The organism is Viridibacillus sp. KH_047 (genome assembly GCF_057838945.1).
The window spans coordinates 3427977-3446970 of the sequence record NZ_CM174479.1; the positions used below are offsets into that span (position 1 = coordinate 3427977).

General features: G+C 32.8%; 19 protein-coding genes. 6 read left to right on the forward strand and 13 right to left on the reverse strand.

Features of this window, described 5'->3' with window-relative positions:
* Nucleotides 1-80: 80 nt before the first annotated feature.
* Complete coding sequence (locus AC3IS5_RS16900) at nt 81-548, reverse strand: hypothetical protein (protein WP_489425427.1); 468 nt, start codon at nt 546-548, stop codon at nt 81-83.
* 341 nt (nt 549-889) lie between these two features.
* Between AC3IS5_RS16900 and AC3IS5_RS16905 the strand changes: the two genes are divergently transcribed.
* A complete protein-coding gene (locus tag AC3IS5_RS16905; RefSeq protein ID WP_489425428.1) occupies nt 890-1369 on the forward strand; it encodes a DUF2690 domain-containing protein in 480 nt (159 codons plus the stop codon).
* Nucleotides 1370-2034: 665 nt separating this feature from the next.
* On the opposite strand, the gene AC3IS5_RS16910 is transcribed toward AC3IS5_RS16905, so the two are convergent.
* Nucleotides 2035-3279 (reverse strand): agmatine deiminase family protein, encoded by a 1245-nt coding sequence (locus AC3IS5_RS16910; RefSeq protein WP_489425429.1) that lies wholly within the window; start codon nt 3277-3279, stop codon nt 2035-2037.
* Between the two features lie 115 nt (nt 3280-3394).
* Here AC3IS5_RS16910 and AC3IS5_RS16915 point away from each other — a divergent pair, with 115 nt between their 5' ends.
* Entirely contained in the window at nt 3395-4225 is an 831-nt protein-coding gene (locus AC3IS5_RS16915) for a MerR family transcriptional regulator (RefSeq protein ID WP_489425430.1), read from the forward strand.
* Nucleotides 4226-4953: 728 nt separating this feature from the next.
* Here the strand turns inward: AC3IS5_RS16915 and AC3IS5_RS16920 are convergent.
* The 3 genes from AC3IS5_RS16920 to AC3IS5_RS16930 all read right to left on the reverse strand — a co-directional run bounded on the left by AC3IS5_RS16920 (nt 4954) and on the right by AC3IS5_RS16930 (nt 5761).
* Nucleotides 4954-5220, reverse strand: coding sequence for a hypothetical protein (locus AC3IS5_RS16920; RefSeq protein WP_489425431.1), 267 nt, complete (start codon nt 5218-5220; stop codon nt 4954-4956).
* A 133-nt stretch (nt 5221-5353) separates the two neighbouring features.
* The gene (locus AC3IS5_RS16925; RefSeq protein ID WP_038183346.1) at nt 5354-5533 is read right to left on the reverse strand and encodes a DUF4083 family protein; all 180 of its coding nucleotides are present in this window, start codon (nt 5531-5533) and stop codon (nt 5354-5356) included.
* Nucleotides 5534-5611: 78 nt separating this feature from the next.
* On the reverse strand, nt 5612-5761 hold the full coding sequence (locus AC3IS5_RS16930; RefSeq protein WP_489425432.1) for a hypothetical protein: 150 nt from the start codon (nt 5759-5761) through the stop codon (nt 5612-5614).
* Nucleotides 5762-5945: 184 nt separating this feature from the next.
* Here AC3IS5_RS16930 and AC3IS5_RS16935 point away from each other — a divergent pair, with 184 nt between their 5' ends.
* Nucleotides 5946-6449, forward strand: a complete 504-nt coding sequence (locus AC3IS5_RS16935; protein ID WP_489425433.1) for a DUF3231 family protein — start codon at nt 5946-5948, stop codon at nt 6447-6449.
* A 319-nt stretch (nt 6450-6768) separates the two neighbouring features.
* Here the strand turns inward: AC3IS5_RS16935 and AC3IS5_RS16940 are convergent, their stop codons facing one another.
* The 5 genes from AC3IS5_RS16940 to AC3IS5_RS16960 all read right to left on the reverse strand — a co-directional run bounded on the left by AC3IS5_RS16940 (nt 6769) and on the right by AC3IS5_RS16960 (nt 9781).
* Entirely contained in the window at nt 6769-7212 is a 444-nt protein-coding gene (locus tag AC3IS5_RS16940; protein WP_489425434.1) for a flavoprotein, read from the reverse strand.
* Nucleotides 7213-7417: 205 nt separating this feature from the next.
* The gene (locus tag AC3IS5_RS16945) at nt 7418-8188 is read right to left on the reverse strand and encodes a hypothetical protein (protein WP_489425435.1); all 771 of its coding nucleotides are present in this window, start codon (nt 8186-8188) and stop codon (nt 7418-7420) included.
* Complete coding sequence (locus AC3IS5_RS16950) at nt 8185-8376, reverse strand: helix-turn-helix domain-containing protein (protein ID WP_489425436.1); 192 nt, start codon at nt 8374-8376, stop codon at nt 8185-8187. Before AC3IS5_RS16950 ends, AC3IS5_RS16945 begins: the two co-directional genes overlap by 4 nt.
* Nucleotides 8369-9112 carry a rolling circle replication-associated protein gene (locus tag AC3IS5_RS16955; protein WP_489425437.1) on the reverse strand — a complete coding sequence of 248 codons (744 nt, stop codon included), beginning with the start codon at nt 9110-9112 and terminating at the stop codon, nt 8369-8371. Before AC3IS5_RS16955 ends, AC3IS5_RS16950 begins: the two co-directional genes overlap by 8 nt.
* Nucleotides 9113-9463: 351 nt before the next feature.
* Entirely contained in the window at nt 9464-9781 is a 318-nt protein-coding gene (locus tag AC3IS5_RS16960; RefSeq protein WP_489425438.1) for a hypothetical protein, read from the reverse strand.
* 898 nt (nt 9782-10679) lie between these two features.
* Here AC3IS5_RS16960 and AC3IS5_RS16965 point away from each other — a divergent pair.
* From AC3IS5_RS16965 to AC3IS5_RS16975, 3 genes are all read left to right on the forward strand, one after another.
* Nucleotides 10680-11195 (forward strand): hypothetical protein, encoded by a 516-nt coding sequence (locus AC3IS5_RS16965; protein ID WP_489425439.1) that lies wholly within the window; start codon nt 10680-10682, stop codon nt 11193-11195.
* Nucleotides 11196-11257: 62 nt separating this feature from the next.
* Nucleotides 11258-14758 (forward strand): hypothetical protein, encoded by a 3501-nt coding sequence (locus tag AC3IS5_RS16970; protein WP_489425440.1) that lies wholly within the window; start codon nt 11258-11260, stop codon nt 14756-14758.
* Nucleotides 14759-14888: 130 nt separating this feature from the next.
* A complete protein-coding gene (locus AC3IS5_RS16975; protein WP_489425441.1) occupies nt 14889-15566 on the forward strand; it encodes a DUF2642 domain-containing protein in 678 nt (225 codons plus the stop codon).
* 403 nt (nt 15567-15969) lie between these two features.
* On the opposite strand, the gene AC3IS5_RS16980 is transcribed toward AC3IS5_RS16975, so the two are convergent.
* From AC3IS5_RS16980 to AC3IS5_RS16990, 3 genes are all read right to left on the reverse strand, one after another.
* Nucleotides 15970-16503 (reverse strand): DUF1572 family protein, encoded by a 534-nt coding sequence (locus AC3IS5_RS16980; protein WP_489425442.1) that lies wholly within the window; start codon nt 16501-16503, stop codon nt 15970-15972.
* 48 nt (nt 16504-16551) lie between these two features.
* Nucleotides 16552-18069: a cardiolipin synthase gene (gene cls, locus AC3IS5_RS16985; RefSeq protein ID WP_489425443.1), complete on the reverse strand. Its 1518-nt coding sequence runs from the start codon at nt 18067-18069 to the stop codon at nt 16552-16554.
* A 490-nt stretch (nt 18070-18559) separates the two neighbouring features.
* Complete coding sequence (locus AC3IS5_RS16990; RefSeq protein WP_489427951.1) at nt 18560-18808, reverse strand: hypothetical protein; 249 nt, start codon at nt 18806-18808, stop codon at nt 18560-18562.
* Between the last annotated feature and the right edge of the window lie 186 nt (nt 18809-18994).

An 18994-nucleotide genomic window follows, 5' to 3' on the forward strand; every position in this document is an offset into this window, starting at 1 on the left:
GTATAACATGAAGTGTTTTTCGATTAAAAATATTTTACTTGACTTTCTATTAGCTGGTTTAGTTGAAGAGTAATTACATATCATTTATCTGAAAAGTTATTTGCCTCATTTTTAATCCTTGATATTACTCCGTCTATATTAAACTCTGTAGGTATATCACCATATCGTAATTCATCAATCATTTCACTTATTTCATACCACCAAATCAAATCATCTGGATAATGTAAATCCGAAACAATCCGAAAAATCATATAAGCTAAATCAAATGTCACTGAATCGTTATTTGCTTGTATTATTTTATTAGCTAAATCACCTATATAGGCTCTAGCACACATCTCAAAAGTTGGTTTATGTATTTCCAACTCATTTAAAGCTCTATTAAAATAAACTTCCACTTCGAAAATATTTTCACCAAATGAAAATGAAGAAATTATATCTACGGATGGTGAAGACACATCGTTTTCTATTAAGTTATGGGACCAATTTACATAGTCCTCAGTCGAAACAGTTCTCTTATGTATTTTATAAAATAATGCATTTGTTTGCACTTTATCAACCACCTTATAGGTTCTTTTCCTACAACTAGATTATAACCCTTATTGAACTAACCTGCCCCGTTAGTTGAATAAAAAAAAGGCTCTACTCAATATTGAAGTAAAGCCACAAGATGAATCTGGGAACGAAGAATTGAAGAAAAAGAAAAGTGTAATGGATCGACTATTCGGTTGATTAATAACTGAAAAGAGCCAATCCCTTGATAGATCTTGGATAGGATTTCTTGCTTGGTTTCTGTCAAAAATAGTCATTTTTATATAAATGAAAATAGTTCCATGGCCTATCGTAATGCAAATTTTTACATGGTAAAATTTAGCTGAAAGGAGTTGTTATAATGAAAAAATTATTAAATATTGGAATGATGTTTACTCTTGTCGTTGGTCTGTTTTTTGCAATTACACCAATAAATAAAGCGTTTGCTCTTTCTTATGATGGTTCAGATCCTGTTTCAACAGGTTGTGCAAATGGTGCAATCACCACATCTTCTAGTAAAATTAGTGACAGACACGGTAATATTTATGGAAAAGTGGAGCTAAAATGGAGTGGGAAGTGTAGCACATCTTGGGGTAAAATAACGCTTAATCATACCGCTCCGTACGATAACGGCGCTTACTATGCGAGTGCAAGGGTGTATAGTTACACTAGTAGTGGTACTAAGAGAAAAGAGTATACTTGTAAGAATGGTAACGGGTCGATAATGAAAGGTCAAACCTCCTGTTATACCGCTCAAGTGTATAATGGTACTGGGTATAAAGCAAAAGCTAAAGGGTGGATTAATTGGGATATAGGCGCAGGAATGACTGGTTGGTACTAATCTGAGAAGAAATTTTGCGTCCTTCAGCAAAATGAAATTTAGAAATTACAACTCTGGTAATCCATATATATTTTGTCTTAATGCATAATCGGACGCTTTAATTGAACAAACAGCTAAAAGGATCTTCTAACTGAAGATCCTTTTTCAGTACCGATAACATCCAATTATGTTATCGCCTTTGAAGTCTTCAAAAGTATTTTCTTCTCCTGTTCTATTCTGCACAGTTATTTTTTGCCCTATCATTTCATTTACACAACCCGAACTAACTAACAGAACACCCAGTACAGAAAGAAGTCATAGTATTTTTTTCAAGCAGCTATGCCCCCTTTATTATTATTTTCTTATTGTACTAAACTACCTCTTTAGTTCAATAAAAAAAGAGCTGTCTGAACAGCTCAACAATCCTCCACTAAAGCACCCGTTAGTTTAAGTGAGAACCTTCACAAAGATGCTTATTTAATTGTATTTTAAATGTTTTTAAACGACTTTAATGTTAATAGAACAAGCTTTATTATCTCTCTACATAACATTTAAAAATTTCGGATTTAAATTGTTTTTCTTTAGAATATTATAAAAGATTGTCCCTACTTCTTCACTTCGAGAATTTTATCATATATATATTCCAAGTAAAATTTAAAGCACATTCTCTTGCTTAAAAGATCAATTTAATTAGGAATATTCTTTGTAATACAGTGTATACCACCACCTAAAATATTAAGTGCTGTTGTATTTATCGTAATTACTTTTCTATCCGGGAAAATAGTTTCTAAAACTTTCTTGGCTTGCTCATCTTTTTCCTTAATTTTTTCTGGTAAACCTTCTTTCCAATAACTTTGACCTAACACAATACCATTTACAATAAGGAAATTACAATAACTAAGAGCTGGCTGCATTTTAGTTTTTCCACTTGGGAATGGAGAACCGTCTCTTAATGTATCAGTTGTACCATCTAGTTCTTTACACCACTGCCATAGGTCATATATTTCATCTCCTGATTCTGCAGTTATATACATCGGTTCTGGACAAGGCATACGTACTATTTTAAATTTTTCACCGTTAATATCTGTAGCATTTTTTACCACTTCATATGCCTTATCTAAACATTCTTTTGTAATTCGAGCAGAATTTAGTTTCTCAGCTTCTTCTTCACTTACCTCTGCTAGTAAAATAGTATTTTCATTTACAAAACGACACATTTCATCAATATGACCATTTGCAGATGCACTACGATATACGGGTTCTCCATCCACAACATCTAATATTCCATCTAACATTTCCTCATCATCAAAAGTAGCATGTGGAATCCAAATTACCTTTTCAAGATTGAATAATCTCTTAAATTCATCCTCAACTTGTTCTTTAGAATATTGAGGGTTACGTTTTCTCACTTCAGTATCCTCAATTGTCAAAAGCACTCCATTTCCATTGAATTCTCTATCTCCTCCCTCAGAAATAAGGTCGGAATTTACTATGTCATAACATCCAAGTTCAATTGCCTGATGTGGTGCTATCTTAGCTGTCTCAAAAGAAGTTGGTTCCTTGTCATCTGTCAACCCATACTGATTAAATTTAAAATTTACAAGACGCATGTTACCGTTGTCGTCTATAAGAATATCAGCACCATAATCACGAGCCCAATAACTTTCATCGGCAAATTGAGTAAACTGAACGCAATCTATATTTATTCCAGCGTTTGATAGTGTTTCTTTACAAGTTGTAATTGTTCCCTCTACACCACAGTTTACATATACTTCAACTTCACCAACAAGATTCTTTATAACCTCGACAAAAACATCGTGAACATTATATTCTTTGGCTGAATACGCATCTGCAGGCCAACAAAGCATAACTGCTTTCTGCTTCTCAAATTCTCCAGCATATCTAAAAGCCTTTTCATTTTTATTATTCATTTTTCTATCTCCATTTCATAAATTTAATGTTTTATACTTCTACTTGAAGTTTAAGTTCATTCATATTCCTTATAATAAGGTGTAGTGTTACACTACAGTCAATAGGAGGGGTATTATGAGTGAAAATAAAAAACTTCATTTTACAACGGGTGAATTTGCAAAACTTGTCGGTGTTTCAAAATATACACTTTTTCACTATGATAAGTTTGGAATTTTTTCTCCTGAATTAAAAGATGAGAATGATTATAGATACTATTCTACTTTTCAAGTTGAACCATTCTTTGTTATATCTTCACTAAAAGAATTAGGAATGCCATTAAAAGAAATTAATAGTTATTTAGACGGAAGAAATCCAGAAAAACTAATATCTCTTTTAAATACACAGAATGAAAAAATTGATAAGGAAATCAATAGACTTATTGCCATAAAAGAAGTGATTTCACAAAAAATAAAAACTACTCAGTCTCTATTTAATATAAATACTGAAAAAATTTTTATATCAACAGAAAAAAAGGAATTGCTGTTTCTTACAAATGTAATTCCCAATTCAGATCAGCGAAGTATAGCTGTATCTTTTGCAAATCATATAAAACGTTGTGATGAGCACAATATTGCTTCTCGCTTTTCTGTAGGGCAAATGATCAATCTTAAAAATATATGTAAAGGCTATTATGATTCATATAGCTATTTTTATACAAAAATTTCATCACCATTGCCAAACGCTAATGTTTATTTAAAAAAAGAAGGTGACTACTTAACTGCTTACCATACAACTGGTTATGACTCAATAGAAGAAACCTATTTAAAAATGCTTGGATTTGCCAATGAAAATAAGTTGTTTTTAGATAACTATTTTTTTGAAGATGTCATTTTAGATGAATTATCGGTGACTGGATATGAACACTTTGTTATAAAAATTTCTATTTTAATTGGGGACTCTCACTAACATATCAGAAATTTTGTACGCTAAGGTAGTTTTAATGGATATATTGACCTCCGCTACCTATCGAAGAGCGGGATATATCTATACGGCTGATAAACTACTATAACTTCAGTTACACAATGAGAGGAAAATTTCTGTAGAAATACTCTAAAATGAAGTGAATCTTTTAGAAAATGGGGAAATTATTTGGTTGAGGAAGTAAAAGGACACTAAAGTTGTTCTGTTGCTATATAAATAGCTATTTATTCTTCAGGTAACGGGATCGAAATAATAAGAGAACATAATTCTTCTTTAAACAATTCAAATGTAAACAACACCGTTCATCTTTAATATGAACGGTGTTGATTACTCTTGTTATTATAGTAAAGGCATATATGTATCGACCACAAAGGCAAGTGCCTTTTCCTGACGCTGTTGAAGCTTCCTGATAAAATCCGTCAATTGCTCAACCCCCTTCATTTTTAACAACGAAAAAAATTAAAAACACTCTCGGAAAAATGAAAAAATGAAAAAAAGACCACAATTAATATATTTGGTCTTCTAAAAATTATATATTGAAAGAATTAACTGTTACTAGCATTTTTCTTTAGATGTGGAACATAATTATGATTTTCGTTATTCAACTAAACTGCCCCGTTAGTTCAATAAGAAAAAAGAGCTGCATATGCAACTCAATGATCTTCAAGTAAAGCCCCCCGTTAGTTGAATAAGAAAAACAATATTTATTACTTCTATTCGTTAATATTAAGTATCTTATAATAGGCAAAAATGATGGTCGTGAGACCAATCCCAAAAAGGATACTTCCAGCAGCCAAGAAATTATTTGTAAAACCTTCAAGTACAACAAGGTATGTTGAATTTTCTACTACATCTTGTTTAAATATCCAATTTTCAGCAACTGATAATCCAAAGTTAACACTGAAAAATAACAATATAAAACCAATTGCAGTTATTAAAGAACCTAAAGCAACTAGACCTATAAATTTATTTTTTGTCATTATTCTTCCTCCAATCTCTTCTTAAACTAACCTGCCCCGTTAGTTCCATAAGAAAAAGCTACCTTAAAGACAGCTCCAATCTTCAGCTAACGCACCCATTAGTTGAATGGCGTAGAGAGTAAAAAATCAAGTATTAATGTTTATTTTGCTCATCTAACTTTTGTAAAATAGTGTCTAATTTTTGGTTAATTATCTGTTTTTCTTTAGTTGAATCTTTTAATCGTTTAAAAGCAATAAAAATAATAGCAATAACTAAAATAAGAAAGACAAAATATATTAAAGTCACTATAACATCGCCAATATTCACACTCACAAAAAAACACCCCCTAAATTCATTTAATCACTTCTCTATACTAATATAATAACAAAAAGTTACGATCTTCTAAATAGGTTAGCAATCCTTATTCAAGTAAACTGCTTCTTTAGTTGAATAAGGAAAAGGAGCCGTCTGAACAGCTCGACCATCTTCCACTAAACCACCCGTTAGCTTAACAAGACGTAACTGGGATATATTTATAATTCTCACAGTAAAATAAGTCATTGTCCCAAAAAACCTCATTCACCTATTTATTCATTTTTATGTTGTTTCAACCTCTCTTTTATATACTAAAAAACTCCCTATATAGAATTGTTAAAATCACCATAACCATTATTTAATGTATTAATAATCATTTTTAATACAAAATATGAAGGAATAAATAATATCTTAGGGAGTGTGTTGATTAATGGGCGTTATGGATAATCCAAAAAAAGATCCTATGCATTATGGTGAAGTAATGGGTTCCTGGTCATTTGTTGCAGCAAACAATGGACTAATAAGTGGATATGAGACATTTGTTAATCATGTTGGAGATAAAGACCTGAAAAAGCTACTCACACAAGTTATAGAAATGATGCAATCACATAATAAAGAGGTTGTGGAACTATTAAAAAACAACGGTATTGTTCCTCCACCTGCATTACCAAGTCGCCCAAAAGCAACGACTGAAGATATTCCTGTTGGTGCAAGATTTGAGGATGTTGAAATAAGTGCAACAGTTGCTGTAAATGTTGGACAAGGTTTAGTGTCATGTAGCCAAGTAATGGGGCAATGTTTACGTGAGGATATTGCTAGGATGTTCGGTAAATTCCATACAGAATGGGCACTATTTGGAGCGAAACTTTTAAAACTAAACAAAGAAAAAGGTTGGATTGTTCCACCACCTCTTCACACAGATGTTCCAGAATAATAACGTAAAATAACGTAACTGTATTTTGAATGGTAAAGGGACCAATTAGAAGGTCCCTTTTGTTTTGTTATTCTTGTTTAAGGTTTCAGTATAACTTTAATACATTTAAATCACCCTTAATTAATTTTTTGTATTCTTTTACCCATGTCTATTCGTACTATCCTTATTCAAGTAAACTGCCCCGTTAGTTGAATAAAGAAAAAAGAGCTACCTAAGCATCAATGATCATTAATTAGCGCCCCCATTTGTGAAAATGTGTACCCATCGCTGGATGCCCCATAATCAGGATTAAGCCATTGTATAAATTCACTTAAAGCGGTTAATCTCGCTGTAATAATGCGCCATTTTGTTTATCGTATATTTTATAATGTATACCAAAATCAGAACCTTCATAATAGGTAACTTCGCAATACGCCTTTGTTAATGAACCTTTGTCCCAATGATTTGGAGGCACACTAAAAAACACATCCTCTGAAAACGTAATATCTAAATAAGAACTTTTTGTAGTGCTCCAGTATTCAACTGAACACGCACCCTTTACTGTGTCGTGATCTCCCTTTAAAATCTTAGGCATCACCGTTAGGGCATCCCAAAATATGACGAGAGATAATAGGGCACTTAATAAGAGTCCAAGCTGGATTCCATAGTATTTAATATGCGGTAAAGGTTTCTTTTTTCGAGTCTTTCTCATATACACAATACCTGCTATACATAAAACAAAGCCTAAAATCGTTAATGAAAATGCACCTAGTAGTTCCATCATTTCACTTTCACCTACTCTGTCTATCGTGTTAATTCTACATCAATTTTAGTAGTGTAGTGCTCTAACTTCCTTCAATAGTTGAAAAGCAACAAGCTTTGAGAAAACAGCCTTTATCTATTATCAATAGTTTACTCATTATTGCTATATATTTAATATTGCATATAAAAAGACTACTGAAAATTGAAATTCAGTAGTCTTTAGTGCCCTAATAGGCCTCTATCACTTGTGTAGTCTTTCCATAATTTCTTGGAGTTAAGCGATTAGTTGTAATATCCAAAAATAATCCAGGATCATTTCTATTATTAGAATACTTGTGGATTATGAGATCTTTTCTAGAATTAGAATCAAACTTTGAAAATGATTCATGATATTTATAGTCTAATAAACCTTTCTCTTTAAAAACCGCGCTTACTTTATCAGATTTATACACATTTGCATACTCTAATCCTGTGAAGCGAACTAAATCCTTATAGGTTAAGTATTCATCATTGAACATATTATAAAATAGAATCATCGACATTTTCTCAAGAATCCAACACCCATCAAAAAAAATATCTTCTTTCTCTTTTACATGCATCGTTAATAATACATCTTCCTCCTGACTTCCCTCTAGTTCTCTCATAATCTCCTCTAGGTTATCAATTGTTCCTTGGGTGATTAAGTAGGTTATATATTTAAGATTTTCTTGCGGCGAGATCACTACCAATGCCTTTACATATGCCCCTCTCCTCTTATTCTTAATTACATTAAGAAACTGTGTCCCTACACTTTTTATCAAATTATTAGTTGTAACTTGAATTTTGTACAGAGTAATAGTTGAACTATCCATAAAGTTAGTTCTGAATAAACGTTTAAAAGCTGTAATTGCTGCTCCTATTCTATCTGATTCATAAGTGAATTTGTTTAGCTCTCTTGAAGACTCGTAATCAACAACATAGACTACATTTTTACAGTCAATTAATTTACTATAAATCATTGATTATCTTCTCCCCCTAACCATTTAACAAACACTTCTTTGGAAACTTTAATTCTACGCCCAATCGTTACTACATGGAATGCACCAGAGTGAACAAGTTCATATGCTTGTTGTCGACCGATAGACATGATCTCTTGAATATCTGACACATCTAAAACATCAGAATATTCAGTTATTTCTTTATGCATTAATATTATCTCCTTTATCTTCTAAGTAATATTCTTCGTATTTTGATTTTCCTGTATAAGCACTATAATATTCTCGGCTATTCTTGATAGTGGCTCCTAATGAATCTATAACGCTATACAAATCCTCTAGATTGTCATAATGCAAGTTCAATGGTTTCAAAAGATTCTTGGAGCAACGGAAATACCGTCTGTTCTGTAACCGCTGATCATCTATATGCTTCGTTAAATAGCTACATATTTTCTGATTACTTATCCTGTTACTCTCTACACATTGTGATTTTACATAGCCATATTTCCACTTTGCCTTTACAATATCTTTAGGATCTATCTTTAGATTTGATACCATATGGAAATGGATAACACCATCTCGATTTTGATCTTGAAATTCTGTTACGCATATATACTTTAGTTTCGGTAAAGCTTCCTTTTGTAGATATCTAGCTATGGCTTTTTTAAAGTTGCTAAAACATTTCCAAGCTATATCCATATCATATATATCATCTCGGAATGTTAGTGTTGTAAAAGTATACCTTTCACTAAAGTTGCTTTCTAGCAATCTCCTCAAGCGCTTTTTAGCTCTAGAAATACTGATTTTCTGATTTACAGCATAATTAGTAGATGTATAACGTCTACTTTTAACTTTAGGATGTGCCTTCGATTTTATGGTGTTTAGAGGCTTATCATATAATTTCAACTCTATATAACGGTTACTCTTAATTAATGTAGCTACAGCCATAAATTAAATATTCCTCCTTCTCTCTAATTGATGTCCCAAAGTAATCACTTTATTTCAAGTGGCTTTAAGTAGCACCGCTTACCTTTTTAATTTTACGAATAATAGATAAAAAAAGCATTTACGACTATTGAGCTTCGGCACCGCTCACTGAGTTCTATTAATCAAAAATGAAGAATAAGGTCACTTTATTGTATATTTCCTATTATTTTCGCTCATTTCCTTTCATTTTCAGTGTTTTGGAGTAATTTGGAGCAAAAAAAGAGGAGATCTCCAATAGTACTTAGAGATCTTCCTCTTCAAAATAAGCTTAACATTTTCATCCAATACAGATATTACTATATATCTAAACCTTCATTGTGTATTAACTTCATGGAACGCTACTTTTAGAGTTAAATTATCATTTCCATTAACAAATTTATGATTAACGAAAAATATTTCCTCTCCAGCGCTTACGGATTTGCAGATAATTCCATTTTCAAATAACGTCTCAATTCCAGCCGTTGTATATTTTTCGCTTTTCTCAATTTTATGAGCAATACCCTTTAAATCCAAAGGTATATCATCAGACATCAAACAATTACTTTTGAAATCCACTAAAGGTAGAATTTCCGTTAAAAACATTCTGTTTTCATTATTCAACTGAACATTAGGCATTATAAAACTATTCATTAAAAAATCTTCCTATCCTTAAATCCTCATGTTCCAATAAAAGTTTTCACTAAACTACGTTGCATTTTAACACAGTATCAAAATCTTATTTAATCATACGAGGTTTGTTTATTATTTCTTTCATAATATCATGTCTCTTCTAATTATTTAAGTCTTTGATCCAATATCACAGTAATATACCCTTACCTCTGTAATTTTGCAGCTTTCTGCTATGCCACAAGCTAACATTGAAAAAGATAAGAGATATTTATTGTATTTTTTGGGATATTCGACAATTAACTTTGTATCCAAACCATCCTTAAATCTAATGTAATTATTTTATTTTCCCTATATATAGATCTTACTATTCCTGGTCACACTTCTGGTCACACATTGAAAATAACTTTAGGTTATTGCAGGAGTCTAATGAAGAATACAAATCGTTAGAGCCTGCACTACCATTAACCTTGGGAGCTTTTAAATTACTATAGGATATTTCGGAATAGGAATTGACAGGGTGGAGGTCGCTGGTTCGAGCCCAGTAGGAATCATAGGTGCCAAACCTAATGTGAAGACCGTCGGAACAACGGTTTTCACAAAAAAGACCCCTTAACAGCACGTATTGCTGGGGGTCTTTTTTTATTTCCAGATACTTCTCCTCTTCTTTTTGTGATATCCCATTCCTTTCTTAAGCCTTCTATTATTACAATCATATACAATTTACCATCAATTTTTTCACACTTTTCCTAGCAAATCATTATATAGCGATATAAAAGAAACTCGATTCAACAATTTTTAGGAGCAAGGGATTATCTATATAAAAATCACAACTTTTTTCTAAAAATTGGGCTTATGACTGTACTTCACTACTTAATGGTACATATAAATAGCAAGACAATGAAAACAGGGGGAAAAGTGGATGAAAAAAGAAATGATGCTTTCTTTATTGAATAAGGTCATTAAGGTCGATCGTGGGGGTCCTGAATCTCGTACTGGTTATTTATTAGCTGCAGAAGATGATTATTTTGCATTACTTACCGAAGCAGACGGCGTTACCTATTACAGAACACAACACGTTAAAAGCATAACACTTGATGCAAAAGAGGGCTTACAGTTCGAACTCGAGATTCCTGAAAACTTCGAGTATAAAACAGGAGTAGACTTTTTAAGTATTCTAAACAGCTTACAATATTCCTGGGTCAAAGTTAATCGTGGAGGGCCAGAAATGCTTGAGGGTGTGCTAGATGAAGTTGGCACAGATTATGTTATCCTCATTGCAAACCAAGAAATCATCAGACTATCAATGTTCCATATTCGCAGTTTAAGCTATGGCGCTAAAGTAGAAAAAGTAAAAGAAGAAGAAGAAAAAGAAAGTAATTCTTCGGCAAAGAAAAAATCAAGTAATTCGGAAAGTTCTTCCAAAGGAAAAGAATAATAGCATGTGCGGTTTACCTTTTTATTCGTCAGAAAAAATAATTCATGAAAGGAGACCCCTATTTGAAAGAGAAGAGCTTTGGGCAATCAATAGGGGGGCTTAAAGGCGCAAAGATTGGTTTTTATCTAAACTTCAACCAATTTGTAAAAGGTACCTTACTTGAAGTTAAACAAGACCACCTTGTTGTTGATGTGAATGACATTGTACATTATTTTTCACTTCACCAAATCCATGCACTTTCAAAAAACGCTACAGACATTCGTATATCTTCTCAAATGACCCCTTATCTTGACAGGGATCATTTGACTGATGTATTAAAAGATTTAAAATACAGCTGGGTTACTATCAATAGTTTGAGTAACCAATTATTTGTCGGATTACTAAGTAAAATTGCCGATGATCACATCATTTTAATACACAATGGCGAACTATTATATATTCAGAATTCATTTATATCAAATATTTATAAAGGTAATTATAAAATTGAAGAAGTCGCTCAAATTCCCCCTATTCAATCCAAAAATGAAGCATCGGTATCCACTATAGAAGAAGTACAAGAATATGCTCTTGAAGACGAAGTTATCCTACAGACACTTAGTAAAAAGACAGATGTGGATAATTTTCAAATAGATAATCCACAGTCGAGTGCAAAGGTTGATTTTATAGATGCACCTAAGGCTATATTCCTGAACAAACATTTTTTATTAAAACTAGATTCAGCATTATCTATCGATGTTGATCAACCTCCTTTACACTCTGAGGTTGATTCTTCTATCGCTTTAGGTCAAACCCCTTTGTTGCAATCTGAGGTTGATTCTTCTATCGCTTTAGATCAATCTCTTTTGCTTCACTCTAAGGCTGATTCTTCTATCGCTTTAGATCAATCTCTTTTGCTTCACTCTAAGGCTGATTCTTCTATCGCTTTAGATCAATCTCTTTTGCTTCACTCTAAGGCTGATTCTTCTATCGCTTTAGATCAATCTCTTTTGCTTCACTCTGAGGCTGATTCTTCTTTCGATTTAGTTCAACTCCCTTTATTGCAATCCGAGGTTGATTCTTCTATCGCTTTAGATCAAACTCCTTTACTGCAATCCGAGGTTGATTCTTCTATCGCTTTAGATCAAACTCTTTTACTGCAATCCGAGGTTGATTCTTCTATCGCTTTAGATCAAACTCTTTTGATTCACTCTGAGGCTGATTCTTCTTTCGATTTAGATCAATCTCTTTTGATTCACTCTGAGGCTGATTCTTCTATCGATTTAGTTCAACTCCCTTTATTGCAATCCGAGATTGATTCTACTCTCGATTTAGTTCAAACTCTTTTGATTCACTTTGAGGCTAATTCTTCTATCGATTTAGATCAAACTCCTTTGTTGCAGTCCGAGGTTGATTCTTCTATTGATTTAGATCAAACTCTTTTGCTTCACTTTGAGGCTAATTCTTCTATCGCTTTAGATCAAACTCTTTTGCTTCACTCTGAGGCTGATTCTTCTATCGCTTTAGATCAAACTCCTTTACTGCAATCCGAGGTCGATTCTTCTTTCGATTTAGATCAACTCCCTTTATTGCACTCTGAGGTTGATTCTTCTTTCGATTTAGATCAAACTCCTTTACTGCAATCCGAGGTTGATTCTTCTATCGCTTTAGATCAAACTCCTTTACTGCAATCCGAGGTTGATTCTTCTTTCGATTTAGATCAAACTCTTTTGCTTCACTCTGAGGTTGGTTCTTCTTTCGATTTAGATCAATCTTCTTTGTCGCAGTCCGAAGTCGATTCTTCTATCGCTTTAGATCAAACTCTTTTGCTTCACTCTGAGGCTGATTCTTCTTTCGATTTAGATCAACTCCCTTTATTGCAATCTGAGGTTGGTTCTTCTTTCGATTTAGATCAATCTCCTTTACTGCAATCCGAGGTTGATTCTTCTATCGCTTTAGATCAAACTCCTTTACTGCAATCCGAGGTTGATTCTTCTATCGCTTTAGATCAAACTCTTTTGCTTCACTCTGAGGCTGATTCTTTTATCGATTTAGATCAACTCCCTTTATTCCAATCTGAGGTTGATTCTTCTTTCGATTTAGATCAAACTCATTTGATTCACTCTGAGGCTGATTCTTTTATCGATTTAGATCAACTCCCTTTATTCCAATCTGAGGTTGATTCTTCTTTCGATTTAGATCAAACTCTTTTGCTTCACTCTGAGGTTGATTCTTCTTTCGATTTAGATCAAACTCTTTTGCTTCACTCTGAGGTTGATTCTTCTATCGCTTTAGATCAAACTCTTTTGCTTCACTCTGAGGCTGATTCTTCTATCGCTTTAGATCAAACTTCTTTACTGCAATCTGAGGCTGATTCTTCTTTCGCTTTAGATCAAACTCCTTTACTGCAATCTGAGGTTGATTCTTCTTTCGATTTAGATCAAACTCTTTTGCTTCACTCTGAGGCTGATTCTTCTTTCGATTTAGATCAACTCCCTTTATTGCAATCTGAGGTTGATTCTTCTATCGCTTTAGATCAAACTCCTTTACTGCAATCCGAGGTTGATTCTTCTATCGCTTTAGATCAAACTCCTTTACTGCAATCCGAGGTTGATTCTTCTTTCGATTTAGATCAAACTCTTTTGATTCACTCTGAGGTTGATTCTTCTTTCGATTTAGATCAAACTCTTTTGCTTCACTCTGAGGCTGATTCTTCTTTCGATTTAGATCAACTCCCTTTATTGCAATCTGAGGCTGATTCTTCTATCGCTTTAGATCAAACTCCTTTACTGCAATCCGAGGTTGATTCTTCTATCGCTTTAGATCAAACTCCTTTACTGCAATCCGAGGTTGATTCTTCTATCGCTTTAGATCAAACTCCTTTACTGCAATCCGAGGTTGATTCTTCTTTCGATTTAGATCAACTCCCTTTATTGCAATCTGAGGCTGATTCTTCTATCGCTTTAGATCAAACTCCTTTACTGCAATCCGAGGTTGATTCTTCTATCGCTTTAGATCAAACTCCTTTGTCGCAGTCCGAAGTCCATTCTTCTATCGATTTAGATCAACTCCCTTTATTTCAATCTGAGGTTGTTATTGATGATAAAGGAAGCAATCAGAATGTTTTACCAACGAACAAAAAAAGAGCACCCAATACTTTCAAGACCATTTTTAGTAATCAACATTCAGAGGAGAAGGAACACTTTCCTTTTAATGAGATGGAATCAATTAGTAATGAGCTACCTTCAATTAAAAGTGATTTAGAAGACTTAGTCGAAGAGCTTGATTGTACCAATGAAAAACTTTCTCAACTGCCTTCTAAAAAAACGAGTTCCAAAGAAGAAAAGATAATATTAGAAAAGCAGTATTTAGCTTTAATGAAATATGCTAGCAAATTAGCGATTAAAAAAAATTTAGAGGAATCGGTTGTAAAACTAAGCTCATTTAATACAAAACTTGATTATTCACCTACAAGTCAACTGAGTTCAAAAGAAGAAAAAATCAGATTAGAAAAGCAATACTTTGCTTTAATGAAGCATGCAGAAAAGATGTATAGACAATTGAGAGATGAACGATCAAGAAAATAATATTAATAAGTAAAGATAGATACTTGTAATAATTTTTCTTTTTAATGATTTAAATATTAATTTAATATTGATTCCCAATATTTTACAGGTAATGGATTAAACTGCTATTTAATTAAATAGGAGGGTAAACTTGAATAATACATTTCAAAACTTTGCTAACGAAATTGTCAAATTGGAATTATCGGGGAAAAAACATCATATAGGTAATATCATTGAATTAGGCAATGACTTGATTGTTCTATTTAATGGAACTGATTATATTTATATTCCCTTTGATCATATTTTAAATTTAGCCATTGATAAAGATAATAAAGATGCGATTTCTGAGCCTTTAGAATCCCCTAGCATAATATCAAAAGAAAACAAAAATCATTTAACTCTATCCCAAGTACTTACACAGGCACAAGGTATGTTCGTCGAAATCTATATAACGAATAACCAACCCCTTCAAGGGTATATCTCACATATCAAGGATGATTATTTTGTATTCCATTCTCCAATATATAAAACAATGATTATCGCAACAAAACATTTGAAATGGCTAATTCCCTACTCTCATAATCAACGACCTTACGGATTATCTGATCTTGATTTTTCTATTCAACCTTTTAAGGATCCATTATTGAATACGCTAAAAGAAGAAGTTGAAAAAAAACAAAATCAACTTGTTGTATTTAATCTTGGTGAAAAGAATCACCACATTGGAAAAATAAAGAACATTAATGGGCAAGTCGTTGAGGTTGAAACAGCTAGAAATGTCTCTACTTTCCTTAACCTTCTTCATATTAAAACAATACACAGAGTGTAAATTATTTGTATCCACAGCTGATATTTAGTTGCTTCGTATTCTTTGATTTTCATAAGAAAGAAATTATTCCAATTTTAAAATGGACCCTATAAAACATAGAATAACTACGAAATCAATTCTATATTTTATAGGGTCCTTATATTAATTATGATTGATGTATAATTAATATTTATCATTAAAATACATAAGTTTAAATTGCATCTATTGCAGAATGGCTCCGGCAATCCCCGGGGTTATTTTATTTAGGTTCAATTTAGTTTTGTAGTATTGTAAAGTGAACTCCAATTGTTAGACAATTGGAGAGTTACATTTTTTTAAACTACGTTAAGTTAAACTCATTCCTAGCGTAAATGTATACCATCTTCATGAGTTCTATACATATCAACTTCAACTTTGTCTTCAACTAATTATTTTTTTTAAACATTTGGTCATTAAACTGATCTGATTGCCCTTTTGGAATACTTAACGATTGCCATTCAGAAGTTTTTAAAAGCTTACCGATATACACAATTTGCCCAACATGATAGGAATAATGAGCAACTTGACGCTCAACCGCTGCCATCACCAGATGATCTTCCCCGCGTATCTTAACTTTTTTTAGTAAATCTTGCTCTTTAAGATCGGCAAGTGTCGTAAATAGAATTTGCCAACCATGTTCCCAAATCCGGATTAACTCTTCCCTAGGTAAGTACGAATCATCAAATTCTAAATCTCTATTTCTAGTTGGTTTTTCGCCATCTGTACTTAAAAAATCACTCCAACGAGAAACCATGTTACCCCCTACATGTTTTACAATAACCGCAATACTATTAGATTCCTCGTGATTGGACCAAGACAGTTGTTCATCATCCAGTTGATGGAAGGTTTGATCCCCAAGCTTTTTCATTTCCATAAATCTTTTCTTTACTATGTTTAAATAATTCTCACCTATATTCATTTCAAATCCCCCTTTACACAAATTTTAACGCACTGTAATATATCCTATCTATAAAATTGGTGAAAATAAACTACTTATTGACTCTTTTATTTGTTTCCCGAAGCTTTTATTTTTCATATCTGCCATTGTCAGCTCTCTACTCGCTTGAAAATCTATTTTAAAATCATGCAATAAGTGATGAATTGCAGCATTAGCCTCATATAGAAAAACCATTAGCTCATGATTAAGTCGGAAGCTACGAATGTCGAAGTTGGCGGTTCCAATAGCAGCGTTCACACCGTCTACAGTAATAATTTTACAATGTAAAAACGATTCTTCATCATAAGCAAATACGCGTACTCCTGCTTCAAGTAAAGTTTTAATATTAGCATTACTACCATGATAAGAAATTCCCATATCTCCTTTCCCTGGAAGAATAATTCGTACATCTATACCACTCATTGCTGCCCTCCTTACCACTGCTAAAGCTTCAGCATCTGGGATAAAATAAGGAGTTGCAATCCATACATTTTCATGTGCTGATTCGATTAAATTTAGCATGGCATCACGAATTATATTTTCTTTATCATATGGCCCACCATATATCACCTGAGCCCAATCATCTCCTTTTTCAATCGGGGAAAAGTATTTTTGTATCCCCTTTTCATTTATAAAAGGAGTCGCTGCACCCTTTTCATTTTTCATAAATATCCAATCGTTTAGAAAAGATTCTTGTAATTCACTAACTGATAATCCTTCAATACGAAGATGCGTATCACGCCAAATTTTAAAGGCATTGGTATTAGATAAATATTCATCACCTACATTCAAACCGCCAGTGAAACCGATTTGACTATCTATGACTATTACCTTCCTATGATTTCGAAAATTTGCCTTATGTAATAACCACAGAGATAATATTGGATCGAATGCTATGACCTCAGCTCCTGCATCGGACAATGGTTTAAGAAAAGCCGAATTTAAACACTTCGCACCTATTGCATCATACATAAAGCGTACTTCTACACCTGACTTTGCCTTTTGGACTAATAAATCTCTAATTTCGGTACCAATATCATCTTTTTTATAAATATAGAATTGCATATGGATATGATATTTGGCATTTTTTATAGCCTCCATAATAGCTGTAAACGTTGCAGTACCATTTGTTAAAATATCAATAGTATTCCCTTTTAAAGGCTTGATATTTGATAAATTTGCAATACGTTTCGATAAACGGGGCATATCTGAAGAACGTTGTTTTTTTTGTATCGCGTGTGTTACTTCAAATAATTTCGCTGTTTCTTTTATTTGTGAAATCGAAAATTTACGTGTTTTTGGATCTCTTCCAAAGTATAAATAATAACCTGTTCCTATGACTGGAAGACCTAAAATAACTGTAACCCAAGCGACTTTTGAGGAGGTATTACGTATATCAAAGAAAATTAGCTTAATGACAATTGCAAGTCCAATTAACTCAATAAGTATGCCTACTACGTAAGTAATTTTCATATTCCAAATAGAAAATATATATCCGATGCCTATTATGACTGCTGAAATGGCTAAAAATTGAATAACCTTCTGCATAATATCCCTCCACTTTCCTATCCCTAATCCAAAAGAAATCTATACTTATAACTTATGTATATTTTTTTAAAAATAGCTCCTATTTTTTTTCGAGATTCGGAAGCTTTTTAAATAATTTTGACACTGACAACTTCATAAATGCGAATACGACCAAAATAAAACAATTTACAAATACAACTAATAATTGAAGTGAAATTTAGATACTTATTTATTAATTTGCGACATTTTTTTATTATTTTAACTGTTTATTTGATATTTTTTTATATTTAATGTGGAACAAAAAAAATTCAGTCCCCTATGTTAAAACACTTCATTTAATTTACTGCACAATGATTAAACAATAAAAAACCCTGCCATTTTGGCAGGGTTTCAGAGTGTCGACAAAAGGCATCGAGAATAGACTTCTCGATGCCTTTTGTCATTTTTTCGTTCTTTTTTGGTTTAAACAATAAGATAATTCATTTCAATTAACCATACTCTTCAAATAATTTCACACTATTAAGCAGCTTGCCATGTCCAAGTGGCGAGCTTTTTTAAATTCATGGCAGCAAAAGTAAGCATCGCTTGCATGGACCGAATATGCAAACTGCTTTGTCCGTTCATCTTTTATGTAATAACCACTTTCAGGATCTGTCTTACTTTCCTTGATTTCTTTCCACTCTTCCTTTTGTGGCACCAATTGAACAATTATCAGCATTTCTAATTGTTCACGTTCATTGATTTGATTCTTCGTCAACATCTTCCATCACCTCAAAAATAATGTTTATAGTAGACTGTAATATTTACATTTTCAGTTGATTGGAGCGGAGGGCGGCGACTCCAGCGGGAAAAGCGGGATAGTCGAGACCCTGGACTGAGCGTAGCGAAGGAAGCGGCTCGGCCCTGCACGCAGCGGAAATCAACGGTAGTATTCATCTATATTTAT

Coding starts and splice junctions, on each gene's coding strand:
- AC3IS5_RS16935 (WP_489425433.1), top strand. CDS start 5,946: ATGGGCGTTATGGATAATCCAAAAAAAGATCCTATGCATTATGGTGAA.
- AC3IS5_RS16905 (WP_489425428.1), top strand. CDS start 890: ATGAAAAAATTATTAAATATTGGAATGATGTTTACTCTTGTCGTTGGT.
- cls (WP_489425443.1), bottom strand. CDS start 18,069: ATGCAGAAGGTTATTCAATTTTTAGCCATTTCAGCAGTCATAATAGGC.
- AC3IS5_RS16960 (WP_489425438.1), bottom strand. CDS start 9,781: ATGAATAGTTTTATAATGCCTAATGTTCAGTTGAATAATGAAAACAGA.
- AC3IS5_RS16955 (WP_489425437.1), bottom strand. CDS start 9,112: ATGGCTGTAGCTACATTAATTAAGAGTAACCGTTATATAGAGTTGAAA.
- AC3IS5_RS16910 (WP_489425429.1), bottom strand. CDS start 3,279: ATGAATAATAAAAATGAAAAGGCTTTTAGATATGCTGGAGAATTTGAG.
- AC3IS5_RS16930 (WP_489425432.1), bottom strand. CDS start 5,761: ATGACTTATTTTACTGTGAGAATTATAAATATATCCCAGTTACGTCTT.
- AC3IS5_RS16915 (WP_489425430.1), top strand. CDS start 3,395: ATGAGTGAAAATAAAAAACTTCATTTTACAACGGGTGAATTTGCAAAA.
- AC3IS5_RS16990 (WP_489427951.1), bottom strand. CDS start 18,808: ATGTTGACGAAGAATCAAATCAATGAACGTGAACAATTAGAAATGCTG.
- AC3IS5_RS16980 (WP_489425442.1), bottom strand. CDS start 16,503: ATGAATATAGGTGAGAATTATTTAAACATAGTAAAGAAAAGATTTATG.
- AC3IS5_RS16920 (WP_489425431.1), bottom strand. CDS start 5,220: ATGACAAAAAATAAATTTATAGGTCTAGTTGCTTTAGGTTCTTTAATA.
- AC3IS5_RS16950 (WP_489425436.1), bottom strand. CDS start 8,376: ATGCATAAAGAAATAACTGAATATTCTGATGTTTTAGATGTGTCAGAT.
- AC3IS5_RS16965 (WP_489425439.1), top strand. CDS start 10,680: ATGAAAAAAGAAATGATGCTTTCTTTATTGAATAAGGTCATTAAGGTC.
- AC3IS5_RS16940 (WP_489425434.1), bottom strand. CDS start 7,212: ATGATGGAACTACTAGGTGCATTTTCATTAACGATTTTAGGCTTTGTT.
- AC3IS5_RS16945 (WP_489425435.1), bottom strand. CDS start 8,188: ATGATTTATAGTAAATTAATTGACTGTAAAAATGTAGTCTATGTTGTT.